Origin of the sequence: Nonomuraea sp. NPDC050783 (assembly GCF_040802095.1) — a bacterium.
Classification (GTDB): Bacteria; Actinomycetota; Actinomycetes; order Streptosporangiales; family Streptosporangiaceae; genus Nonomuraea.
The window spans coordinates 62,024-82,495 of sequence record NZ_JBFAHK010000001.1 but is presented as its reverse complement, the minus strand read 5'-3'; the positions used below and the strand labels follow the sequence as shown (position 1 = coordinate 82,495).

The 20,472-nt window shown below is 73.2% G+C and carries 19 protein-coding genes; 10 read left to right on the top strand and 9 right to left on the bottom strand.

Annotation, left to right across the window (positions count from 1 at the left end; all coding sequences use genetic code 11):
- The first annotated feature begins 59 nt into the window (after nucleotides 1-59).
- The gene (locus AB0H75_RS00460; RefSeq protein ID WP_367787737.1) at nucleotides 60-2,237 is read left to right on the top strand and encodes a protein kinase; all 2,178 of its coding nucleotides are present in this window, start codon (nucleotides 60-62) and stop codon (nucleotides 2,235-2,237) included.
- Nucleotides 2,238-2,268: 31 nt separating this feature from the next.
- A complete protein-coding gene (locus AB0H75_RS00455; protein WP_367787734.1) occupies nucleotides 2,269-4,296 on the top strand; it encodes a beta-propeller domain-containing protein in 2,028 nt (675 codons plus the stop codon).
- Nucleotides 4,297-4,362: 66 nt separating this feature from the next.
- Here AB0H75_RS00455 and AB0H75_RS00450 read toward each other — a convergent pair whose 3' ends face one another.
- Both AB0H75_RS00450 and AB0H75_RS00445 read right to left on the bottom strand, forming a co-directional pair.
- On the bottom strand, nucleotides 4,363-6,087 hold the full coding sequence (locus AB0H75_RS00450; RefSeq protein ID WP_367790443.1) for a glycerol-3-phosphate dehydrogenase/oxidase: 1,725 nt from the start codon (nucleotides 6,085-6,087) through the stop codon (nucleotides 4,363-4,365).
- Nucleotides 6,088-6,149: 62 nt separating this feature from the next.
- The gene (locus AB0H75_RS00445) at nucleotides 6,150-6,920 is read right to left on the bottom strand and encodes a DeoR/GlpR family DNA-binding transcription regulator (protein ID WP_367787731.1); all 771 of its coding nucleotides are present in this window, start codon (nucleotides 6,918-6,920) and stop codon (nucleotides 6,150-6,152) included.
- A gap of 127 nt (nucleotides 6,921-7,047) precedes the next feature.
- On the opposite strand from AB0H75_RS00445, the gene AB0H75_RS00440 reads away from it, so the two are divergent.
- Genes AB0H75_RS00440 through AB0H75_RS00425 form a run of 4 tightly spaced genes read left to right on the top strand, consistent with a single transcriptional unit; the run spans nucleotide 7,048 to nucleotide 10,793 of the window.
- On the top strand, nucleotides 7,048-7,920 hold the full coding sequence (locus tag AB0H75_RS00440; protein WP_367787728.1) for an SIS domain-containing protein: 873 nt from the start codon (nucleotides 7,048-7,050) through the stop codon (nucleotides 7,918-7,920).
- Nucleotides 7,917-9,050 (top strand): N-acetylglucosamine-6-phosphate deacetylase, encoded by a 1,134-nt coding sequence (gene nagA, locus AB0H75_RS00435; protein ID WP_367787725.1) that lies wholly within the window; start codon nucleotides 7,917-7,919, stop codon nucleotides 9,048-9,050. The genes AB0H75_RS00440 and nagA overlap by 4 nt, the downstream gene beginning before the upstream one ends.
- Entirely contained in the window at nucleotides 9,050-9,958 is a 909-nt protein-coding gene (locus AB0H75_RS00430; protein ID WP_367787723.1) for a 1-phosphofructokinase family hexose kinase, read from the top strand. Before nagA ends, AB0H75_RS00430 begins: the two co-directional genes overlap by 1 nt.
- A 10-nt stretch (nucleotides 9,959-9,968) precedes the next feature.
- A complete protein-coding gene (locus AB0H75_RS00425; protein ID WP_367787721.1) occupies nucleotides 9,969-10,793 on the top strand; it encodes a class II fructose-bisphosphate aldolase in 825 nt (274 codons plus the stop codon).
- 17 nt (nucleotides 10,794-10,810) lie between these two features.
- Here the strand turns inward: AB0H75_RS00425 and AB0H75_RS00420 are convergent, their stop codons facing one another.
- From AB0H75_RS00420 to AB0H75_RS00405, 4 genes are all read right to left on the bottom strand, one after another.
- Complete coding sequence (locus AB0H75_RS00420; RefSeq protein WP_367787718.1) at nucleotides 10,811-11,593, bottom strand: phosphotransferase family protein; 783 nt, start codon at nucleotides 11,591-11,593, stop codon at nucleotides 10,811-10,813.
- Between the two features lie 40 nt (nucleotides 11,594-11,633).
- A complete protein-coding gene (locus AB0H75_RS00415; RefSeq protein ID WP_367787715.1) occupies nucleotides 11,634-12,050 on the bottom strand; it encodes a nuclear transport factor 2 family protein in 417 nt (138 codons plus the stop codon).
- A 123-nt stretch (nucleotides 12,051-12,173) separates the two neighbouring features.
- The gene (locus AB0H75_RS00410) at nucleotides 12,174-12,995 is read right to left on the bottom strand and encodes an alpha/beta fold hydrolase (RefSeq protein WP_367787712.1); all 822 of its coding nucleotides are present in this window, start codon (nucleotides 12,993-12,995) and stop codon (nucleotides 12,174-12,176) included.
- Nucleotides 12,992-13,579, bottom strand: coding sequence for a TetR/AcrR family transcriptional regulator (locus tag AB0H75_RS00405; protein ID WP_367787709.1), 588 nt, complete (start codon nucleotides 13,577-13,579; stop codon nucleotides 12,992-12,994). The genes AB0H75_RS00410 and AB0H75_RS00405 overlap by 4 nt, the downstream gene beginning before the upstream one ends.
- A gap of 135 nt (nucleotides 13,580-13,714) precedes the next feature.
- On the opposite strand from AB0H75_RS00405, the gene AB0H75_RS00400 reads away from it, so the two are divergent.
- Together AB0H75_RS00400 and AB0H75_RS00395 are read left to right on the top strand one after the other, a co-directional pair.
- Complete coding sequence (locus AB0H75_RS00400) at nucleotides 13,715-13,978, top strand: hypothetical protein (RefSeq protein WP_367787706.1); 264 nt, start codon at nucleotides 13,715-13,717, stop codon at nucleotides 13,976-13,978.
- Nucleotides 13,975-14,733 (top strand): hypothetical protein, encoded by a 759-nt coding sequence (locus AB0H75_RS00395; RefSeq protein WP_367787704.1) that lies wholly within the window; start codon nucleotides 13,975-13,977, stop codon nucleotides 14,731-14,733. Before AB0H75_RS00400 ends, AB0H75_RS00395 begins: the two co-directional genes overlap by 4 nt.
- A gap of 110 nt (nucleotides 14,734-14,843) precedes the next feature.
- Here the strand turns inward: AB0H75_RS00395 and AB0H75_RS00390 are convergent, their stop codons facing one another.
- Nucleotides 14,844-15,965, bottom strand: a complete 1,122-nt coding sequence (locus tag AB0H75_RS00390; protein WP_367787701.1) for a GuaB3 family IMP dehydrogenase-related protein — start codon at nucleotides 15,963-15,965, stop codon at nucleotides 14,844-14,846.
- 7 nt (nucleotides 15,966-15,972) lie between these two features.
- Nucleotides 15,973-17,454: an IMP dehydrogenase gene (gene guaB, locus AB0H75_RS00385; RefSeq protein ID WP_367787698.1), complete on the bottom strand. Its 1,482-nt coding sequence runs from the start codon at nucleotides 17,452-17,454 to the stop codon at nucleotides 15,973-15,975.
- Between the two features lie 477 nt (nucleotides 17,455-17,931).
- On the opposite strand from guaB, the gene AB0H75_RS00380 reads away from it, so the two are divergent.
- Together AB0H75_RS00380 and AB0H75_RS00375 are read left to right on the top strand one after the other, a co-directional pair.
- Nucleotides 17,932-18,942 (top strand): LuxR C-terminal-related transcriptional regulator, encoded by a 1,011-nt coding sequence (locus AB0H75_RS00380; RefSeq protein WP_367787696.1) that lies wholly within the window; start codon nucleotides 17,932-17,934, stop codon nucleotides 18,940-18,942.
- 165 nt (nucleotides 18,943-19,107) lie between these two features.
- On the top strand, nucleotides 19,108-19,485 hold the full coding sequence (locus AB0H75_RS00375; protein WP_329585425.1) for a DUF5319 domain-containing protein: 378 nt from the start codon (nucleotides 19,108-19,110) through the stop codon (nucleotides 19,483-19,485).
- A 231-nt stretch (nucleotides 19,486-19,716) separates the two neighbouring features.
- On the opposite strand, the gene AB0H75_RS00370 is transcribed toward AB0H75_RS00375, so the two are convergent.
- Nucleotides 19,717-20,352 (bottom strand): sigma-70 family RNA polymerase sigma factor, encoded by a 636-nt coding sequence (locus tag AB0H75_RS00370; protein WP_242372127.1) that lies wholly within the window; start codon nucleotides 20,350-20,352, stop codon nucleotides 19,717-19,719.
- Nucleotides 20,353-20,472: the final 120 nt, after the last annotated feature.

Sequence of the window (20,472 nt, the reverse complement as noted above, 5' to 3'; positions counted from 1 at the left end):
CCGCAGGCTTACCCGCGGGTAGTTTTTGCGGATTCGTGGGCTGGCGCCAGAATCCCTACATGGCATCCTTCGCTCCGCTACGTCCCGGAGATCCGCAACGGCTCGGGGGCCTGGATCTCCTCGGCCGGCTCGGCGAGGGCGGTCAAGGCGTCGTCTACCTCGCCGAGGACTCCTCGGGCACGCGCGTCGCGGTCAAGTGGCTGCGGCCCGACCTGTCCGGCGACGCCGTGAGCGTGGAGCGGTTCCTGCGCGAGGTCCAGGTGGCCCAGCAGGTCGCGCCGTTCTGCACGGCCGCCGTCCTCGGCACCGGCGTGGAGCAGGACCGGCCGTACATCGTCAGCGAGTACATCGAGGGGCCCTCGCTGCAGCGCGTGGTGCAGGAGGAGGGGCCGCGCGCCGGCTCGGTCCTGCACCGGCTGGCCATCGGCACGGCCACCGCCCTGGCCGCCATCCACCAGGCCGGCATCGTGCACCGCGACTTCAAGCCGGCCAACGTCATCATCGGCGCGGACGGGCCGCGGGTGATCGACTTCGGCATCGCCAGGGCGCTCAACGCCACCTCGACGATCAGCAGCATGGTCGTGGGCACGCCGTCGTACATGCCGCCCGAGCAGGTCATGGGGCACACCGTGGGGCCGGCCGCGGACATGTTCGCCTGGGCCGGCGCCATGGTGTTCGCCGCGTCGGGGCGGGCGCCGTTCGGCAGCGACACCATGCCCGCCGTGATCAACCGCGTCCTCAACCAGCAGCCCGACCTGGGCGCGCTGGAGGGCCAGCTCCTGGACGTGGTCACCGCCTGCCTCAACAAGGACCCGGCGCAGCGGCCCACCGCCGAGCAGGTGATCATACGCCTGCTCCAGCACCCGGCGCCCAACGCGGGCATCCTCGCCCAGGCCGCCGCCGAGGCCGCGCCCCGGACGCCGCCGAACGGGCACCCGCCCCAGGGCGGCTACCCGCCGCCGCCCGGCCACCACCCCGGCGGCCCGGTCTCCGGCCCCGTGCCGCACCCGCACTCCGGCCCCGTGCCGCCGCCGCCCGGCGGCTCCCCCCAGCCCTGGCAGCCGACGCGGCCGCCCGGCCCGCCGTACGGCCAGCCCACCTACCCCGGCATGTACGACCGGCCGCGGCGCAGGAGCCGCGGCCCGCTGATCGCCGGCGTCACGGTGGGGGCCGCGTTACTCCTGCTCGCCGGCGTGATCGTCATCGTCACGCTGGACAGGTCCGGCGAACGCACGACGGCGCTCCCGACGACGACCTCCCCGACCGCCGAGCGCTCCAGCCGGAGCGCCGCGCCCAGCCCGTCCCAGGTCGCGGACGTCCCGCGCACGGGCACCGAGAGGAAGCTGCCCGGCGGCGACATCCACCTGTACGAGAACCCCGGCGACGCCATCACCCTGACCTCCTACGAGGTCTACGACAAGAAGAAGAAGGACTGGACCGACTACGCCAGGGGCTCGCTGACCGGCTCGTTCACCAAGTACGCAGGCAACTGGGAGTCGATGGTCTCCCCCGACGGCCGCTACCTGGCCGGCCGGGGCCGCGACTACACCTCCGACTCCTACGACTTCGTCGTCATCACCGACCGGCGGAGCGGCGAGCGCGTCACGATCAAGACGGTCAAGGATCCGCTGATCAGCAGCATCAGGGCCTGGTCGCGGGACGGTTCGAGGATCCTGCTCAACATCGAGCGCAAGACCGGCGCGGACAAGTGGGTCTACCTCGGCTTCGTGCTCGTGGACGTGGCCGCCCAGAAGGCCACCGTGGTCAACGTGAGCGACACCGCCGTCCGCGACACCGCCTTCGGCCTCGACGCCGAGGGCACGGGCGCGGTCAACGTCTACGGCGAGGAGACCAACCGCGGCCTGCGCTTCTTCGACGCCGAGGGCAAGGCCACCCGCTCGCTGCCGGGCATCGGCACGCTGTCGGCCGGCACGCAGGACATCTTCTCGCCCTCCGGCAGGACGTTCGTCACCAACTGCCCGAACGGCGGCGACGGCGACCACTGCATCTGGGACACCGCCACCGGCAAGCGGGTGCGTAAGTTCAGCTCCGACTGCGACAAGGTGCTCGGCTTCTACGACGAGACCCACCTCTACTGCTGGGAGCAGAACAACCACGACGCCGACGAGGTCCAGGTGGTGGACTTCACCGGCACGCTGCTGCGCAAGCTGCTGGCGGTGCCGGACGACCTCGACGTCAGCCCGGCCTTCACCGTCAACCCGCGGCGGGGCTCCTGAACCGTCCGCCCCCACCAGCCGTGATAGGGGCATGAAGACGTTGATCCGAACGGCCGCGACCGCCGCCGCGCTGGCGGCGGTGGCGACCGCCTGCACCGCGTCCCCGGGCTCCCCGGAGCAGCGGCCGGCCCGCGCGAAGCCGTCGCCGCTGGGCGCGGTCCGCCTGGTGGCCTACACCGGTTGCGACGACCTGCTGGCGGGCCTGCGCGAGCACGCCGCCAGGAACGTGACCGCCTGGGGGCTGGGCCCCGTGGTGCCGCTGGCGATGGAGCGCTCGGACACGGCGTCGATCACCCCCAACGCGAAGGCGGACACCACCGAGCACTCCACCACGAACGTCCACGAGGCCGGCGTGGACGAGCCGGACCTGGTCAAGACCGACGGGAAGCGGGTGGTGACGGTCACGAACGGCACCCTGCGGATCATCGACACCGCCACCCGCGAGGTGCGGGCCTCGCTCAGGCTGACCGAGGGCGACGAGCGCTACTACGCCCCCGCCGACCTGCTGATGTCCGGCGACCGGGCGCTGGTGCTGTTCCGCGGCGGCTACGGCGACGTCATGGTCAAGTCCACGTCCTTCGCCCCCCTGGGCGACACCCGGTACGTGCTGGTGGACCTGGCCGGCGACCGGCCCAAGGTCATGGGCACGGTCAAGCCGCAGGGCACGTACGTGGACGCCCGGATGGTGGGCTCCACGGTCAGGATCGTCACCCGCGACCAGCCGCGCATCGAGTTCCCGCAGGCCGGCGAGAACACCTCCGAGGCCGAGCAGATCAAGCGCAACCAGGCCGTGGTCCGCCGGGCCCCGCTCGACGCCTGGCTGCCGAAGCTCCAGATCACCGACGCCGCCGGCGCGGTCAGGAACGAGACGGTCCCGTGCGAGCGGATCAGCCACCCCGCCGACTACACCGGCACGTCCCTGCTGACCGTCCACACCCTCGACCTGGCCACGGGGCTCACCGCCGCCGGCACCGACCCGATCGCCCTGGCCGCCGACGGCGACATCGTCTACGGCACCGGCACCAGCCTGTACGTCGCCAGCAACCCCCGCTGGTGGTGGCCACTGCCCCCGGCCCCGGCCGACCAGACCCCGGCGCCGGCCGACCAGACCCCCGCCCCCACCGACCGGACCCCGGCCACCGGGAACGACGCCCCGGCCGAGGAGCCCACGCCGAGCGAGCCCGTCCCGGCCCCGACGACCCCGACGACCCCGGCGGTCCCGCCCGAGGAGACCGAGATCCACCGCTTCGACGTCGGCTCCCCCGGCGCGCCCGCCTACGTGGCCTCGGGCAAGGTCTCCGGCCGCCTGCTGAACCAGTACTCGCTGTCGGAGTACGAGGGCCACCTGCGCGCCGCCACCACGGCCGTCTCACCCGACGGCCGCAGCAGCTCCAGCACCGTCCACGTGCTCGACGCCCGCACGCTCGCCAGGACGGGCGAGGTCGGCGGCCTGGGCGAGGGCGAGCGCATCTACTCGGTGCGCTTCATCGGCCCGGTCGGCTACTGCGTCACCTTCCGCCAGGTGGACCCGCTCTACACGCTCGACCTGCGCGACCCGGCCAGGCCGCGGGTGACCGGCGAGCTGAAGATCACCGGCTACTCGGCGTACCTGCACCCGGGGGCCGAGGGGCGGCTGATCGGCATCGGCCAGGAGGCCAGCGCGCAGGGTCGGACGATGGGCACGCAGATCTCGTTGTTCGACGTCAGCGACCCGGCCGCGCCGCGCCGCCTGTCGCGGTTGTTCCAGAAGGAGTCGGGCTCGGAGGCCGAGTGGGACCCGCACGCCTTCCTGTACTGGCCGAAGACCGGGCTGACGGTGGTGCCGCTGTACCAGCAGGACCAGTCGGGCGCGCTGGTGCTCAGGATCGACGACTCCGGCGTGACGAAGCTGGGCATGATCAAGCACCCGACGCAGCAGCAGGAGGGCGACTACGCGTACCAGCCCGGCATCCAGCGCTCGATGGTCATCGGCTCCTCGATCTGGACGCTGTCGCAGGAGGGCCTCCAGGTCAACGACACCGCGACGCTGGCCTCACAGGCGTGGATCCCGCTGCGCTGAGGCGCCGCCCGGCCCGCGGGCGATGTGCAGGGCGATGTACAGGGCCCCGGCTCGCCCCCGGCCCGGTCATGCCCGCTCCGGCGCGACGACGGGGACGATCTCCGGCGCGCCCAGCCGGATGGCGTCCGCCTCCTGGTCGGAGTCCTGCTCCTGGGAGCAGCGCTCGGCCTCGACGCGCTTGGTGAAGTACTCCACCTCCCGCTTGACCTGCTCACCGGTCCAGCCGAGCGGCCCGGCCAGCAGCTCGGCGGCCTCCTGCGCCACCGCCTGGCCCCGGTGGAAGGTCTCGATGGAGATGCGGGTGCGCCGGGTCAGCACGTCGTTGAGGTGGCGGGCGCCCTCGTGCGTGGCGGCGTACACGATCTCGGCGCGCAGGTAGTCGTCGGCCCCGGTCAGCGGGCGGCCCAGCGACGGGTCGCCCTCGACCACCTCCAGCACCTCGCCGGTCAGCGAGCCGTAGCGCTGGAGCAGGTGCTCGATCCTGGCCACGTGCAGGCCGGAGGAGTGGGCCAGGCGGTGGCGGGAGTTCCACAGCGCCTGGTAGCCCTCGGCGCCCACCAGCGGGACGCGGTCGGTGCACGACGGCGGCACCCGCTGGTCGAGGCCGTGCACCACCGCGTCCACGGCGTCGCGGGCCATCACCCGGTACGTCGTGTACTTGCCGCCCGCGATCATCACCAGCCCCGGCACCGGATGCGCGACCACGTGCTCCCTGGACAGCTTGGAGGTCTCCTCCGACTCCCCCGACAGCAGCGGGCGCAGCCCGGCGTAGACGCCCTCCACGTCATCGCGGGTCAGCGGCACCGACAGCACGGCGTTGACGTGGTCGAGCAGGTAGTCGATGTCGGCGCGGGAGGCCGCCGGGTGGGACTTGTCCAGCGTCCAGCGGGTGTCGGTGGTGCCGATGATCCAGTGCCGGCCCCACGGGATGACGAACAGCACCGACTTCTCGGTACGCAGGATGAGCCCGGTCAGCGAGTGGATGCGGTCGCGCGGCACGACCAGGTGGATGCCCTTGGACGCGCGCACGTGGATCTGGCCGCGCCCGCCCACCAGCTCCTGGATGTCGTCGGTCCACACGCCGGTGGCGTTGACCACCTGCCGGGCCCGGATCTCCAGCTCGGCGCCCGACTCCAGGTCGCGGGCCCGCACGCCGGTGACCCGCTCGCCCTCGCGCAGGAACCCGACGACCTGCGTGCGCGGGGCGACGTGCGCGCCGTACGTGGCCGCCGTGCGCAGCAGGGTCATGACGTAGCGGGCGTCGTCCACCTGCGCGTCCCAGTACTGGACCGCGCCGGTGAAGGCGGACTTCTTCAGCGCCGGGGCCAGCCGCAGGGCGCGCGAGCGCGACAGGTGCCGGTGGCCGGGGACGCCGCGGGTCAGGCCGGTGGCGAGCCCGAGCGTGTCGTACAGGGCCACGCCCGCGCCCACGTACGGGCGCTCCCAGAAGCGGTGCGTCATGGGGAACAGGAACGGCACCGGCCTGACCAGGTGCGGCGCGATGCGCTGCAGCAGCAGCGAGCGCTCCTGGAGCGCCTCGCGCACCAGCTCGAAGTTGAGCTGCTCCAGGTAGCGCAGGCCGCCGTGGATGAGCTTGGAGGAGCGCGAGGAGGTGCCGGAGGCGAAGTCCCGTGCCTCGACCAGGCCGGTGTCCAGGCCGCGGGTGGCCGCGTCGAGCGCGACGCCCGCCCCCACCACGCCGCCGCCCACCACGACCACGTCCAGCTCCCGTGCGGCCATGCGCTCCAGCGCCGCCGAGCGCTCGGCGGGCCCGAGCCGGGCCGCGCACATCCCCGACGCCATGACACCCCCTGAGTACGTCCTGAGGCTCCCTACATACCCAGGGAACCGCCTCAGGCGCGCACGACCTTGACCCCGGCGTCGCTGAGCCCGCCGGCCAGCTCGTCGGAGAGCCGGTCGTCGGTGACCAGCGTGTCGATCTGGCCGAGCGGGCAGATGCGGGAGAACGCCCGCTTGCCGATCTTGGAGGAGTCGGCCACCACGACGACCTGCGCGGCCCGGCTGATCAGCAGGTGGTTGACGCTGGCCTCGCCCTCGTGGTGCGCGGAGGCGCCCAGCTCGACGTCGAGCGCGTCCACGCCGAGGAAGGCGATGTCCAGCGTCACCTGCTCCAGGACGCCGCCGGCCAGCGGGCCGATCAGCTCGTACGACTGCGGCCTGGCCACCCCGCCGGTCACCACGATCTTGACGTGCTGGCGGACGGTTAGCTCGGCGGCGATGTTGAGCGCGTTCGTGACGACCGTGAAGCCGCTCTCCAGGGCGGGCCTGGTGGCCAGGGTGCGCGCCAGCTCGGAGGTCGTGGTGCCGCCGTTGAGCCCGACCACCGCGCCCGCCATGACCAGCTCGGCCGCCGCGGCCGCGATGCGGTGCTTCTCGTCGGTGTGCCGGGCGGTCTTGTAGCGCAGCGGCAGGTCGTAGCTGACGCTCTGCGCGACCGCGCCGCCGCGGGTGCGCATGAGCATCTGCTGCTGCGCGAGCTGGTCGAAGTCCCGCCGGATGGTCGCGGTGGACACCTCGAGCGCCTGGGCCGCCTCCTCGACCGACAACCGGCCCCCCTGGGCGAGCAGTTCGAGGATGGCGTTCCAGCGGTCGTAGCGGGACACGTGGCCTCCTAGCGGATGGGGTCAGGAGCAAGCGTGGCACAGCGGGCGAGCCTGAGCCACCACTGCCCAATCATGCGCTTTCCTGCTATAAACGATGCAGAAACAATCAATCCTGAGGAGGCCCGGCGTGACCACCCACACCGAAGCCGAGATCGCGTCCCAGCCGGAGTGCTGGCGGCGCGCCGTCGCGAGCGTTCCCGCCGAGCTGCTGCCGCGCGAGGGAGAGCGGGTCGCCGTGGTCGGCTGCGGCACGTCGTGGTTCGTCGCGATGGCCTACGCCACCCTGCGCGAGCGGGCCGGGCACGGCGAGACCGACGCCTTCGCCGCCTCCGAGTTCCCCGCCGGCCGCGCCTACGACCGGGTGCTGGCGCTGAGCCGGTCCGGCACCACGACCGAGGTGCTGGAGCTGCTCGGCCGCCTCACCACGCCGAGCACGGCCATCACCGCCGACCCCAGGACCCCGATCATGGACGCCGCCGGCCAGGTCGTCGTGCTCGACTACGCCGACGAGCGCTCGGTCGTGCAGACCCGCTTCGCCACCACGCAGCTCGCGCTGCTGCGCGCCAGCCTCGGCGAGGACCTCACGCGCGCGATCGCCGACGCCGAGCGGGCCGTGGCCGAGCCTCTTCCCGCCGGGCTGGTCGAGGCCGAGCAGTTCAGCTTCCTCGGCACGGGCTGGACGGTCGGCCTGGCCCAGGAGGCGGCGCTGAAGATGCGCGAGGCGTCCCGGTCGTGGACGGAGGCGTACCCGGCGATGGAGTACCGCCACGGCCCCATCAGCATCGGCGCGCCCGGCCGCGTCACCTGGATGCTCGGCACCGCCCCCGAGGGCCTGCGCGCCCAGGTCGAGGAGACCGGCGCGACGTTCGTCGAGAGCGACCTCGACCCGATGGCCGAGCTGATCCGCGCCCAGCGGGTGGCCGTCGCCCGCGCCTTCGCCCGCGGGCTCGACCCCGACGAGCCGCTGCACCTCACGCGATCTGTGATCCTTTCTTCATGAGCCTTACTCTCGCCGACGCCAGGATCGTGACCCCCGAGGGAGTGCACGAGGGGTGGCTGACCATCGAGGACGGCCGCATCACGCATGTCGGCCAAGGAAGCGCCCCCGGCCCGGGCCTGAGCGTGGGCGGGCGGCACGTCGTGCCCGGCTTCGTGGACGTCCACAACCACGGGGGCGCGGGTGGTTCGTTCCCCACCGGCGACCTCGACCAGGCACGCCGGGCCGCGGAGCTGCACCGGCGCCACGGCACCACCACCATGATGGCCAGCCTCGTCACCGACGCCCCCGAGGGGCTGGCCAGGGCCGCGGCGGCGCTGTCCGAGCTGTGCGAGGAAGGGCTGCTGGCGGGCATCCACTTCGAGGGCCCCTACATCGCGCCCGGCCGCTGCGGGGCGCACGACCCGGCGCTGCTGCGCGAGCCGTCGCCGGGCGAGCTCGCCGAGCTGGTCAAGGCCGGGCGCGGGCACGTGCGCATGGTCACCATCGCGCCCGAGCTGCCCGGCGCGCTCGACACGATCCGGCTGGCCGCCGCCGAGGGCGTGATCGCCGCCATCGGGCACAGCGACGCCGACTACGACACCACGATCGCGGGCATCGAGGCGGGTGCGAGCATGGCCACGCACCTGTACAACGCGATGCCGCCGCTCGGGCACCGCGCGCCCGGCCCGATCGCGGCGCTGCTCGACGACGAGCGCGTGACGGTCGAGCTGATCAACGACGGCGTGCACGTGCACCCGGCCATGCTGCGGCTGGCGTACGAGGTGGCCGGCCCCGGCCGCACGGTGCTGATCACCGACGCCATGTCGGCCGCCGGGCTCGGCGACGGCGACTACCTGCTCGGCTCCATGCGGGTGCGGGTGGACGACGGCGTGGCCCGGCTCGCGGAGGGCGGCTCGATCGCGGGCTCCACGCTGACCATGGACGTCGCCTTCCGCCGGGCCGTGCGCGAGCTCGGCCTGTCGCTGCCCGACGCGGTCCAGGTCGCCTCGCTGACGCCCGCCCGGGTGCTGGGCCTGGCCGGGCGCGTCGGCTCCATCGGCGTCGGCAAGGCCGCCGACCTGGTCGTGCTCTCCCCCGAGCTGGAGGTCGACGGCGTCATGAAGGACGGCGTCTGGATCGCGGAGCCCTGATGATCCTCACGGTGACGCTCAACATGGCGCTCGACGTGACCTACGAGGTGCCCGCCGTCGACTGGGACGGCGTCAACCGGGTCGGCGCGGTGCACCGGCGCGCGGGCGGCAAGGGCGTCAACGTGGCCCGCGTGCTGGCCGCGCTCGGCCAGGAGGTGCTGGTCACCGGCCTGGCCGGCGGGCCGACCGGGCGGGCGATCGAGGACGACCTGCGGGCGGCCGAGCTGCCGGCCGCGGTGTTCGCCATCGGCGGCGACTCCCGCACGACGCTGGCGGTCTGCGAGGGCGGCGAGACCCCCCGCACGGCGCTGTTCAACGAGCCGGGGCCCGAGGTGACGGCGGCCGAGCTGGCGGCGTTCACCCGCCACTACACCGCCCTGGCCGGGCGCGCCGACGCCGTGGTGATCTCGGGCAGCCTGCCGCGCGGCGTCCCCGCCGACCTCTACGCCACGCTCGCCGGCCTCGCGCCCGCGCCCGTCATCGTGGACGCCGACGGCGAGCCGTTGCGCCACGCGCCGAAGGGCCGGCCCGCCGTGGTCAAGCCCAACGCCGAGGAGCTGGCCAGGGCCGTGCCGGGCACCCCGGGCGAGGGCGCGGAGGCCCTGCGCGCCCAGGGCGCCGGAGCGGTCGTGGTGTCCCTGGGCGCCGACGGGGTGCTGGCCGTCACCGGCGAGGGGACGTTCCGGGCGCGGATGCCGTACACCGTGCGGGGCAACCCCACCGGCGCGGGCGACGCGCTGGTGGCCGGGCTGGCGCTGGGCCTGGTCGAGGGCGCCCCGTGGCCGGAGCGGCTGCGGCGGGCCGCGGCGCTCGGCGCGGCGGCGGTGGCCGCGCCGGTGGCCGGCGCGTTCGACCGCGACGTCTACGCCGACATCCATCCCCGGATCACCGTCACCCCGGCATCGTAAGGAGCCTCCCATGCCCCTCGCCCCCATCGGCGACCTCGTCCGCCAGTCGCCCGCGGGAGTCGGCGCCTTCAACGTGATCCTGCTGGAGCACGCCACCGCCATCGTGGCCGGCGCGGAGGCCCTGGGCCTGCCGGTCGTGCTGCAGATCAGCGAGAACTGCGTGCGTTACCACGGGGCGCTGGAGCCGATCACGCTGGCCGCGCTGGCGGTGGCCCGGCGCGCCGAGGTGCCGGTCGCCGTCCACCTCGACCACGCCACCGACCGCGCGCTGGTGGAGGAGGCGGTGGGGCTCGGGCTGGGCTCGGTCATGTACGACGCCTCGGCTCTGCCCGACGACGACAACGTCCGCACCACGGCCGAGGTGGCGGCCTGGTGCCACGAGCGCGGCGTGTGGGTGGAGGCCGAGCTGGGCGAGGTGGGCGGCAAGGACGGCGTGCACGCGCCCGGCGCGCGTACCAAGCCGCACGAGGCGGTGGCGTACGTGGCCGCGACCGGCGTGGACGCGCTCGCCGTGGCCGTGGGCAGCTCGCACGCCATGACCACCAAGGACGCCGAGCTGGACCTCGGCCTGATCGCCGAGCTGCGTGCCGCGGTGCCGGTGCCGCTGGTGCTGCACGGCTCGTCGGGCGTGCCGGACGAGACGCTGCGGGCGGCCGTCCGGCACGGCATGAAGAAGATCAACATCGCGACGCACCTGAACAAGGCGTTCACCGGCGCCATCCGCGACCACCTCGGCGACGATCCGCGGGTGGTCGACCCGCGCAAGTACGTCAAGGCCGGCCGCGACGCGGTGACCCGCGAGGTCAGCCACCTGCTGGGAGTGCTGGCGGGCTGACCCTCCCGGCGCGCCTCTCACGCCCCCAGCACCGCCAGCACCCGCTCCGCCTGCCGCCGGAAGGTGCCGGGCGGATTGCGCGGATTGCGCGGGTCGTCGTACGAGAGCAGGAACAACCACGTCAGGGCGTGCATCCTGCGGCACTCGCGTAACCGGCGCTCCTCCTGCGGGCCCAGCTCGAACCGGCCGGCGATCTCCACCTCGCCGTCCACCCACATGGACACGTGCTCGGCCAGCTCGGCCAGCTCGTACGCGCGGTCGCTGCGGCCGGAGTCCTCGAAGTCGACGACGCGCACGCGGCGGCCGTCCCACAGGAAGTTGGCCAGGTTGCCGTCCCCGCCCCCGAACACGGGCGTGATCCCGCTCCCGTCCGGCCGCCGGCTCTCCAGCCACCGCAGCCCCTCGCGCGCGGCCCGCGCGGCCAGGGGGTCGCCGAGTCGCCGGCCCGCCCGTTCCATGATCCAGTCGCGGACCGCCGCGCACTGCCAGGGCCGCACGGGCACCTGCTCCAGCACCGGCGCGGGGATCGCGGCGTGCAGCTCGGCCAGCGCCGCGGCCAGGGCCACGCCGTGCTCCTCCCGCACGGGCAGCCCGCGCAGCGGCACCCCGTCGATCCGGCTCATCGTCACCGCGCCCGCCTCGAACGCGACCGGCCGCGGCGCCAGCCCCGGCGCGTACTCGGCCAGCAGGGTGAGCGCGCGCCACTCGCGCTCGGCCGCGCCGGGCCGGTCGCCGAGGTAGCGCTTGGTGACGAGGTCGCCGTCGTAGGTCAGCTCGTGGGTGTGCTGGAGATCGGCCATCGGGGCACCCTACGGCACCGGCGCGCCGGCCGAGGCCCCGCTACGCGCGCCGGGCGCGGACCGCGTCGGCCAGCTCGGCCGTGGCCACCGGGTCGGAGTAGTCGCGGGAGTGCGCGATCAGGCCGTCCCTGACGCGCACCACCATGATGAACGACCGCTCGACGGGCCGGCTCGTGTCCAGGAGCACGCTGTGCATCACGAACTCCAGGATGACCACGTCGGGATCGGCGGTCTCGTGGATGGTCACGTCCTCGATCCGCTCGTGCCGGACGACCGCCGCCGACCGCTGGAACCTGGCCCGGTGCTCCTCCCGGCCCACGAAGTGGTCCGGCCACCCCTCGGGCGCGAACGGGATCTCGATCACGGCGTCCTCGGTGTAGAGGTCGGCGAGCCCCCCTTCCACCGCGGCCTTCAGGAAACGCTCGGCCACCTCGCGGGCACTCGGGAACTCGGGCATGGCAGACCCCCAGAAGATGCGGAACGACTGATCCGCTTACAACTTACGGAACAGCCGTTCCGCTTGTCAACGCCCGACACCCGACACCCGACGCCCGGCGCCCGGCGAAGCGACGGCCCCCGCTCAGCCCAGCAGCACCCGCACCAGCAGCTCGGCGAACTCCTCCGGCCGCTCGGTGTAACCACCGTGCCCGCCGGGGAACTCGACCGGCTCGCGCCCGAGCCGCCGGGCCAGCTCCGCCGCCGGCCGGTACGGCAGGTGCCCCCGCGTCTCCCGCCCCACCGCCAGGACCAGGCGGTCACCGGCGCCCGCCAGGGCGTCCAGATCGGGCTCGTACGCGGTGAACTGGCGCAGCTCGTGCTCCATGAACAGCGGCAGGTTCGCGAACGTCCTGGCGACCCGCTCGGCGGCCCGGGGCGGCAGCGTCGCCGGGTCCGGCAGGGGCCGCAGCGTACCGCCGATCCCCTCCATCATGTGCGCCGCGGCGGCCGCCAGCCCCTCGGCCCGGAAGATCTCGTACACCTGGCCGAAGAAGGCCAGCTGCTCGGCGGCGTCCGGCAGCACGGCCACGCACGGCGGCTCGTGGACCACCGCCCGGCGCACCCGGCCCGGATGGCGGGCGAGCAGGTCGAGCGCGACGATGCCGCCGTCGCTGCCGCCGAAGACGTACGCGCTGCCGCCGCCGAGGTGGTCGATGAGCCGGGCGGCGTCCTCGCTCTGCGTCTCGACCCGCTGGTCCACGGGCTCGGGGCTGTCGAGGCGGCTGCGCGAGTAGCCGCGCGGGTCGGCGGCGACCACGGTGAAGTGCCCGGCCAGCACGTCGGCCACGCCGTCGAAGGTGCCGGCGTCGCCGCCGCCGCCCGGCACCAACAGCACCATCGGGCCCGCGCCGCGGACCTCGTAGAACAGCTCGGCGCCCGGGACGCGCAGGGTTCCCGTCCTCATCGTTCCTCCTCGTTCGCTCGGGGCCAGTGCAGCAGCAGCACGTGCAGCGCCTCGACGGCCCGCCCCCAGGAGACGTCCACGTCCCGGGGGTGCTGGAAGCCGCCCGCGGCCTCCAGGCTGGTGTAGCCGTGGAAGGTGCTGCGCAGCAGCCGCACGGCGTCGGTCAGGTCGGGCTCCTCCAGGTCGTAGGCGCGCAGCATGCCGTACGTCAGCTCGCCGGTACGCAGGAACGGCGCGAGGTCGGCCACCTCGGCGAGGTCCACCTTGCTCTGCGTGGCGGCGTAGCGGCCGGGGTGGCGCAGGGCGTAGTCGCGGTAGGCGCCCGCGAAGGCCGCCAGCGCGTCCTTGCCGGACCGCCCGGCCACCGCGGCCGCGATGAGGTCCACCATCTCGCCCGCGGCCAGGGTGGCCACCCGGGTGCGCAGGTCGCGCAGGTTCTTGACGTGCGAGTACAGGCTCGCGTCCTTGACGCCGAAGTGGCGGGCCAGCGCCGACACGGTGACGTTGTCGAACCCGACCTCGTCGGCCAGCTCGGCCGCCGCCCGGGTGATCCGCTCCACCGTCAGCCCCGCACGCGCCGCCATGAGCCCTCCCTTTCCTAGAAACTCTAGGCTATATCCTAGAGCATCTAGGAACGGGCCGTGCACCACGGGAACGTCCCTCCCGCGGCTGGTCACACTGTTGCCACCATAGGAAGATCATAGGTATATATCGACAACATGAATCGCAGATCCACGCGGAAACCGGCGCTCCTGATCCTCACGGCCCTGGCGGCCGGGCCGCGACACGGCCACGGCATCGTCACCGACGCCCTGAAGGTCTCCAGTGAACGGGTGCGGCTGCGTGCCGGCACCCTGTACGCCGCACCCGACCGGCTCCAGGGCGAGCAGCGCCGCTCCACCGCCGGCACCGCCACCGCCACCGCCACCGCGCGACCGCGGCGTGGCCCGGCCGCCCCGCCGGCCCTCGGCGGCGCCTCGTGACGGCGCTGGAGCGGCGTTACCGCCGGCTGCTGGCCTGGTATCCGAAGGACCACCGGGCGCGGCACGGGGAGGAGATGCTCGCCGTGCTGCTGGCGGCCGCGGCGCCGGGCCGGAGCCGCCCGGCCGGGCGGGACGTGCTCGACCTGGTGCGCGGCGGCCTGGCGATCCGGCTGCGCCGGGTCGCGCCACCCGGGTCGCGGCGGCGCTGGCGGGCCGCCGTCGATCTGGCCGCCCTTCTCGCCCCTCTTCTGCTGCTCGGAGCCGGCCTGTTCCGCGCCGCCGGGTACGCCGGCCGGCTCGCCTTCGACCTGGCCCTCCCGGCGCTCGTCTTCGCCCTGCCGTACGGGCTGGTCGTGCTGCTGGCGTGGCTGGGGCGGCGATGGGCGGCGATCGCCTGCGCGTGGGCCGTGGCGGCGTTGAACGCGGCCGAGCCGATGGTCCGGCTGTCGTCCCTGCCCGAAGGGACCACCGTGGTCGGCGACGTGCTTCTCGTCTCGGGACGGCCGTCGATCGCCGCCGGCATGGTGTTGTCCGCCCTGCCGGCGTGCGTCAGCGCGGCGATGCTGACCCTCGCGCCGTCGCCCGGTCCCGGCCCCGGGGGCCGCCGGACCGCTGTCGTCCTGGCGCCGTTCCTCGTCGTCGCCGCCGGGCCGTCGTGGTTCACCCATCCGGCGAGCCTGGCCGCGGTCGCCGTCACGACGGCGGCGCTGCTGGGCGTCACCGCGTGGCTCGCCCGCACCGGGGAGCCGGCCTGACGCCCTACGCGCCCGGGGCGCGCCGACGGCCCGGACGTCGTCCAGAGGTCACGCGCGGCGTTCCCGGTCCTCCGGGAAGGACCGGGCGACGGGCCGTACGGGCGGGGCCGTCAGCGCTGGATCGGCGCGACGACCACCTCGACGCGCTGGAACTCCTTGATGTCGGAGTAGCCGGTGGAGGCCATGGTGCGCTTGAGCGCGCCCATCAGGTTCATCGACCCGTCGGCCACGCTGGACGGCCCGTGCAGGATCTGCGCCAGCGTCCCCACGGTGCCGAACTCGACCCGCCGCCCCCTGGGCAGGTCGGGGTGGTGCGCCTCCGAGCCCCAGTGGAAGCCGCGCCCGGGGGCCTCGGCCGCGCGGGCCAGCGGCGAGCCCACCATGACGGCGTCGGCCCCGCAGGCGATGGCCTTGGCGATGTCGCCGGAGGTGCCCATGCCGCCGTCGGCGATCACGTGGACGTACCGGCCGCCCGACTCGTCCATGTAGTCGCGCCGCGCCGCCGCCACGTCGGAGATCGCCGTGGCCATCGGCACGGCCACGCCCAGCACGTTGCGGGTGGTGTGGGAGGCGCCGCCGCCGAAGCCGACCAGCACCCCGGCCGCGCCCGTGCGCATGAGGTGCAGGGCGGCGGTGTAGGTGGCGCAGCCGCCCACGATGACCGGGACGTCGAGCTCGTAGATGAACTGCTTGAGGTTGAGCGGCTCGGCCCGCCCCGAGACGTGCTCGGCCGAGACGGTGGTGCCGCGGATGACGAAGATGTCGACGCCCGCGTCGATCACGGCCTTGTGGTACTGGACCGTGCGCTGCGGCGACAGCCGCACCGCCGTGGTCACCCCGGAGGCGCGGATCTCCTCGATGCGCCGGCCGATCAGCTCTTCCTTGATCGGCGCGGCGTAGATCTCCTGGAGCCGCTTGGTGGCCGCAGCCGCGTCGAGCGCCGCGCACTCCTCCAGCAGCGGCTGCGGGTCCTCGTAACGCGTCCACAGCCCTTCGAGGTCGAGCGGGGCCAGGCCGCCGAGCCGGCCGATCTCGATGGCGGTGGCCGGCGACACCACGCTGTCCATGGGGGCCACGACGACGGGCAGCTCGAACCGGTAGGCGTCGATCTGCCAGGCGATCGAGACCTCCTCCGGGTCGCGGGTGCGCCGCGAGGGCACCAGACCGATCTCGTCCAGCGAGTACGCCCGCCGCCCGGTCTTCCCCCGGCCGATCTCCACCTGCTGCGTCATGAACTCATTACCTTCTGTGATAGTTCGGAGCTTCCACGGTCATCTGGATGTCGTGGGGGTGGCTCTCCTTGAGGCCCGCCGCGGTGATCGGCATGAGCTGCCCGTCGGTGTGCATCTGCTCGATCGTGCGGCACCCCGCGTACCACATGCCCTGGCGCAGGCCGCCGACGAGCTGGTGCGCGACGGCGGCGACCGGGCCGCGGTAGGGCACCTGGCCCTCGATGCCCTCGGGGATGTACTTGTCCTCGCCGCCGACGTCGGCCTGGGCGTAGCGGTCCTTGCTGAAGGAGGTGCCGCCGCGCTCGCGGTTGCGTACCGCGCCCAGCGAGCCCATGCCCCGGTAGGACTTGAACTGCTTGCCGTTGATGAAGATCAGCTCGCCGGGCGACTCCTCGCAGCCGGCCAGCAGCGAGCCCAGCATGACCGTGTCGGCGCCGGCCGCGATGGCCTTGACGATGTCGCCGGAGTACTGGAGGCCGCCGTCGCCGATGACCGGCACGCCCGCGGGCCCGCACGCCTTGGCCGCCTCGTGGATGGCGGTGACCTGCGGCGCGCCCACCCCGGCCACCACCCGGGTGGTGCAGATCGAGCCGGGGCCGACCCCGACCTTGACCGCGTCGGCGCCCGCGTCGACCAGCATCTGGGCGCCCGCCCTGGTGGCGATGTTGCCGCCGACGACCTGGACCCCGCTGTTGGCCTTGATCTTGGCGATCATGTCGGCCAGGCCCTTGGAGTGGCCGTGGGCGACGTCCACGACGATGACGTCCACCCCGGCCTCGATGAGCGCCTTGGCGCGCAGCTCGGCGTCGCCGCCGACGCCCACGGCCGCGCCCACCAGCAGCCGGCCGTCGGAGTCCTTGGTGGACAGTGGGTACTGCTCGCTCTTGGTGAAGTCCTTGACCGTGATCAGGCCGCGCAGCCGCCCGTCGGCGTCGACCAACGGCAGCTTCTCGATCTTGTTCTGCCGCAGCAGCGCGAACGCCTCGTCCCTCGACACCCCGACCGGGGCGGTGACCAGCGGCATCTTCGACATGACCTCGCGCACCGGGCGCGACTGGTCGCTCTCGAAGCGCATGTCGCGGTTGGTGACGATGCCGACGAGCGCGCCCGACGCGTCGGTCACGGGCACACCCGAGATCCGGTAGGTCGCGCACAGCCGCTCGACGTCGGCCAGCGTGTCGTCGGGGCTGCAGGTGACGGGGTTGGTGACCATGCCGGCCTCGGACCGCTTGACCAGGTCGACCTGCTGGGCCTGCTCCTCGACCGACAGGTTGCGGTGCAGGACGCCGATGCCGCCCTGCCGGGCCATGGCGACCGCCATGCGGGCCTCGGTGACGGTGTCCATGGCGGCCGAGACCAGCGGGATGGACAGCGTGATGCCGCGCGACAGGCGGGAGGCGGTGTCGGCCTCGCCCGGTTGCAGGTCGGAATAGGCCGGCACCAACAGCACATCATCGAAGGTCAGACCGGTTTCGGTGAACTTGGACATGCTGCGGCCCCCTCTGCCGTTGCCTTGATTGGCCTAAGTCTATGGCCTGCGGCGAGGGGCGCCGGCGGGGGATGCCGGGAGGACGATGACCCCCACGGTCCGTCGTTCTCCCGGCACCCGTTCGCGAACCGGACTCCGCAGCAAAAAGTGCCGGGGGATGGGACGGTCGGTGATCCGCCCCATCCCCCGGCCACCGACACCCGGTGCGGCGGCGCTGTGCACCACCGAACCCCCCTCCGCGTCCTGATGGGCCGCACCGCCCCACCTTGCTCGGATGCCGACGCTATGTAAATCCTGCGTTACGCACCGGCACACCGCAATGTCCAAACGTGCAACTGCACGAAGCTGCATCCGGCCGGTACCTGGAGCTCCCGGATGATCGCGGAGCGGTGATGAGTCGTTCCAAGCAGCGGACACCGGCGTAATGCGGCGTTATCCTCGCGGCACGCCCGTGTTCCCCCTACGGAGCCGCACACCATGCGCAACGACTCCCGCACCCGATCAGACCCGCTGGAGACGCTGGGTCTCGATCCGGCCCAGCGCGCGCTCTACACGGCCATCCTGCGCCTGCACAGGGCCACCCGCACCGACATCGCACAGGTCATGGACGGGCCGGAGGAGAAGATCGGCCGCCAGCTCGACGACCTGGTCAAGCTCGGGGTGGTGGACGAGCGCTCCGGGGAGTACCTGGCCAGGCACCCCGCCGCCGCGCTCGGCCGGGTGATCGCCCAGCGCCTCGACCGGCTGGCCGAGGAGAGCCGGATGATCGACTCGGCTTTCGGCTCCATCCGCACCTTCATCCGCGACTACGACGCCGGCCGCGACTACCGCAGCGGCTCGTTCACGATGGAGCCGGCCAACGGCGCGGACGCGCTCTACGAAAGCGTGCTCGGCATCGCGGTTCAGTCGCCGGGCATGGAATTCGTCACCGCAATACCGGACGAACGCACTATGGCGGACTTTGTCCGTAAATTTGCAGATCCTTGGATTGACGCGCAAAAACGAAAACTGCTCACTGTTCGCGCCGTCATTCCCGTCGCCACGCTCGCGCTGCCCGGCGCCCGCGCGCAGCTCACCGAGCTCACCGGCACCGGCGGCAGCGTACGGACCCTCGACCGCGTGCCGAGCTGGTTCATGACCGCCGGCGCCGAGGTCGCGGGCCTGCCGCCGTTCTGGGGCGGCAACCTGCCCGACCACGCCTACAACTTCTACCTCGTCCGCACCCCGATCGTCGTCGGCGTGCTGCGCGCGCTGTTCGACGAGCTGTGGGCGCGGGCCGTGCCGCTCCCCTGGAGCCGCAAAGGCGAGGGGATGGTGCAGGTGCTGCGCCTGGCCGCGCAGGGCATGTGCGACGAGTCGATCGCCCGCCAGCTCGGCATCTCGGTCCGCACGGTGCGCTCCAGGTTCGCCGGCGCGATGGCCGAGCTGGGCACCCAGTCGCGCTTCCACACCGGCGTGGAGGCGGCCAGGCGCGGCTGGCTGGGCTGACGAACGGGCAGGCCGGAGCGTGCCGGGCCGGCCGGGCCGGGCGGGCCGCACGGGGGCCGCACGGGGGCCGCACGGGGGCCGCACGGGGAGCCTCACCGCGATGGGACACTCACCGCCGGTGCCGGATACTCACCGCCGGGGCCGCATCGGTCATATGGTGGGAAGGTGCTGGAAGACGTCCCCCGCGACCCGTTCGCGGACGACCCGAACGACCCTTCCTCGGCGATGGGCGCGCTCGACGACGCGGAGCCACTGACCGCAGCCGAGCGCGACGAGGCCATCACCGACCTCGCCGACGTCGAGGTCTTCCGTTCCCTGCTCGAACCGCAGGGGGTGCTGGGTCTCGTGCTCGACTGCCCGGAATGCGGCGAGCAGCACTATTTCGACTGGGAGCTGCTGCGCGGCAACCTCCGGCAAATGATCGAGAAAGGCCAGCCACAGGTCCACGAGCCGGCCTTCCATCCCGATCCCGCCGACTACGTGACCTGGGAGTACGCCAGGGGCTACGTCGACGGCGTCATCGACACGGAGGAGCGCCGCTGACCGAGCCCACCGGCCGCTGAGGAGCGGCCCCCGCCACGGTCACCGGCCTCGGCACGCCGGGGCCGCCCTCGGAACGCGCGAAGCCACCCGGCGGGGCCGGCTGGTCGAGGACGTCCGCGACCAGGGCGGCCAGCACGCGCGCCGCCGGGTCACCCGCGTGAGCGGAGCCCGGACCCGGCAGCTCTCCACGACCGAGCACATCGAGCAACGCGTCGGTCTCGTCCTCCGGGGTCAAGCGGACTCCAGCTCCGCCATCTGCCGCAACCTGGCCAGCGCCCGATGCTGGGCGACGCGGACCGCACCTGGTGACATACCGAGTACATTACCGGTCTCCTCGGCCGACAGCCCGGAGACGACCCGCAGCAACAACAATTCCCGCTGGTTGTCCGGGAGCCGGGCGAGCAGCCTGCGGGCGTGCTCGACCTCGATGTAGCGGACCACGGTCTCCTCCGGGCCAGGGCCCTCGTCCGGCCCGTCCGGCAGGTCCTGGGTCGGCACGGCCGAGCGCACCGAGCTGCGCAGCGCGTCGGCCACCTTGTGCGAGGCGATGCCGAAGACGAAGGAGGCGAAGGGCCGTCCCATGTCCCGGTAACGCGGCAACGCGGACAACACCGCGATGCAAACCTCCTGGGCTACGTCATCTGCAATGTGATATTGCCCTGAAACCCTGCCCAGCCTGGCGCGGCAATACCGCACCACCATCGGCCGCAACTCGCCGAGCAGGGATTCGATCGCGCTGCGATCCCCCTGTACGGCGAGGCTCGTCAGTTCTCTAAGGTCGGAGTCATCCGTCCGTGCCGGAAGTCTCGACGCGAGCCTTACCCCAATTTTGGCGTCGGCGACGCTTCCCTCGCTCACGATAGGCATGATGCCCGCACTGATCCGGCCTGTCGTCATGGCGAACGGCTACGGATTGGTCACATTGACGCGACGATAACCAACAGTAATCAAGCGACCACACTAAGCCTTACTGCTGACATAATATTT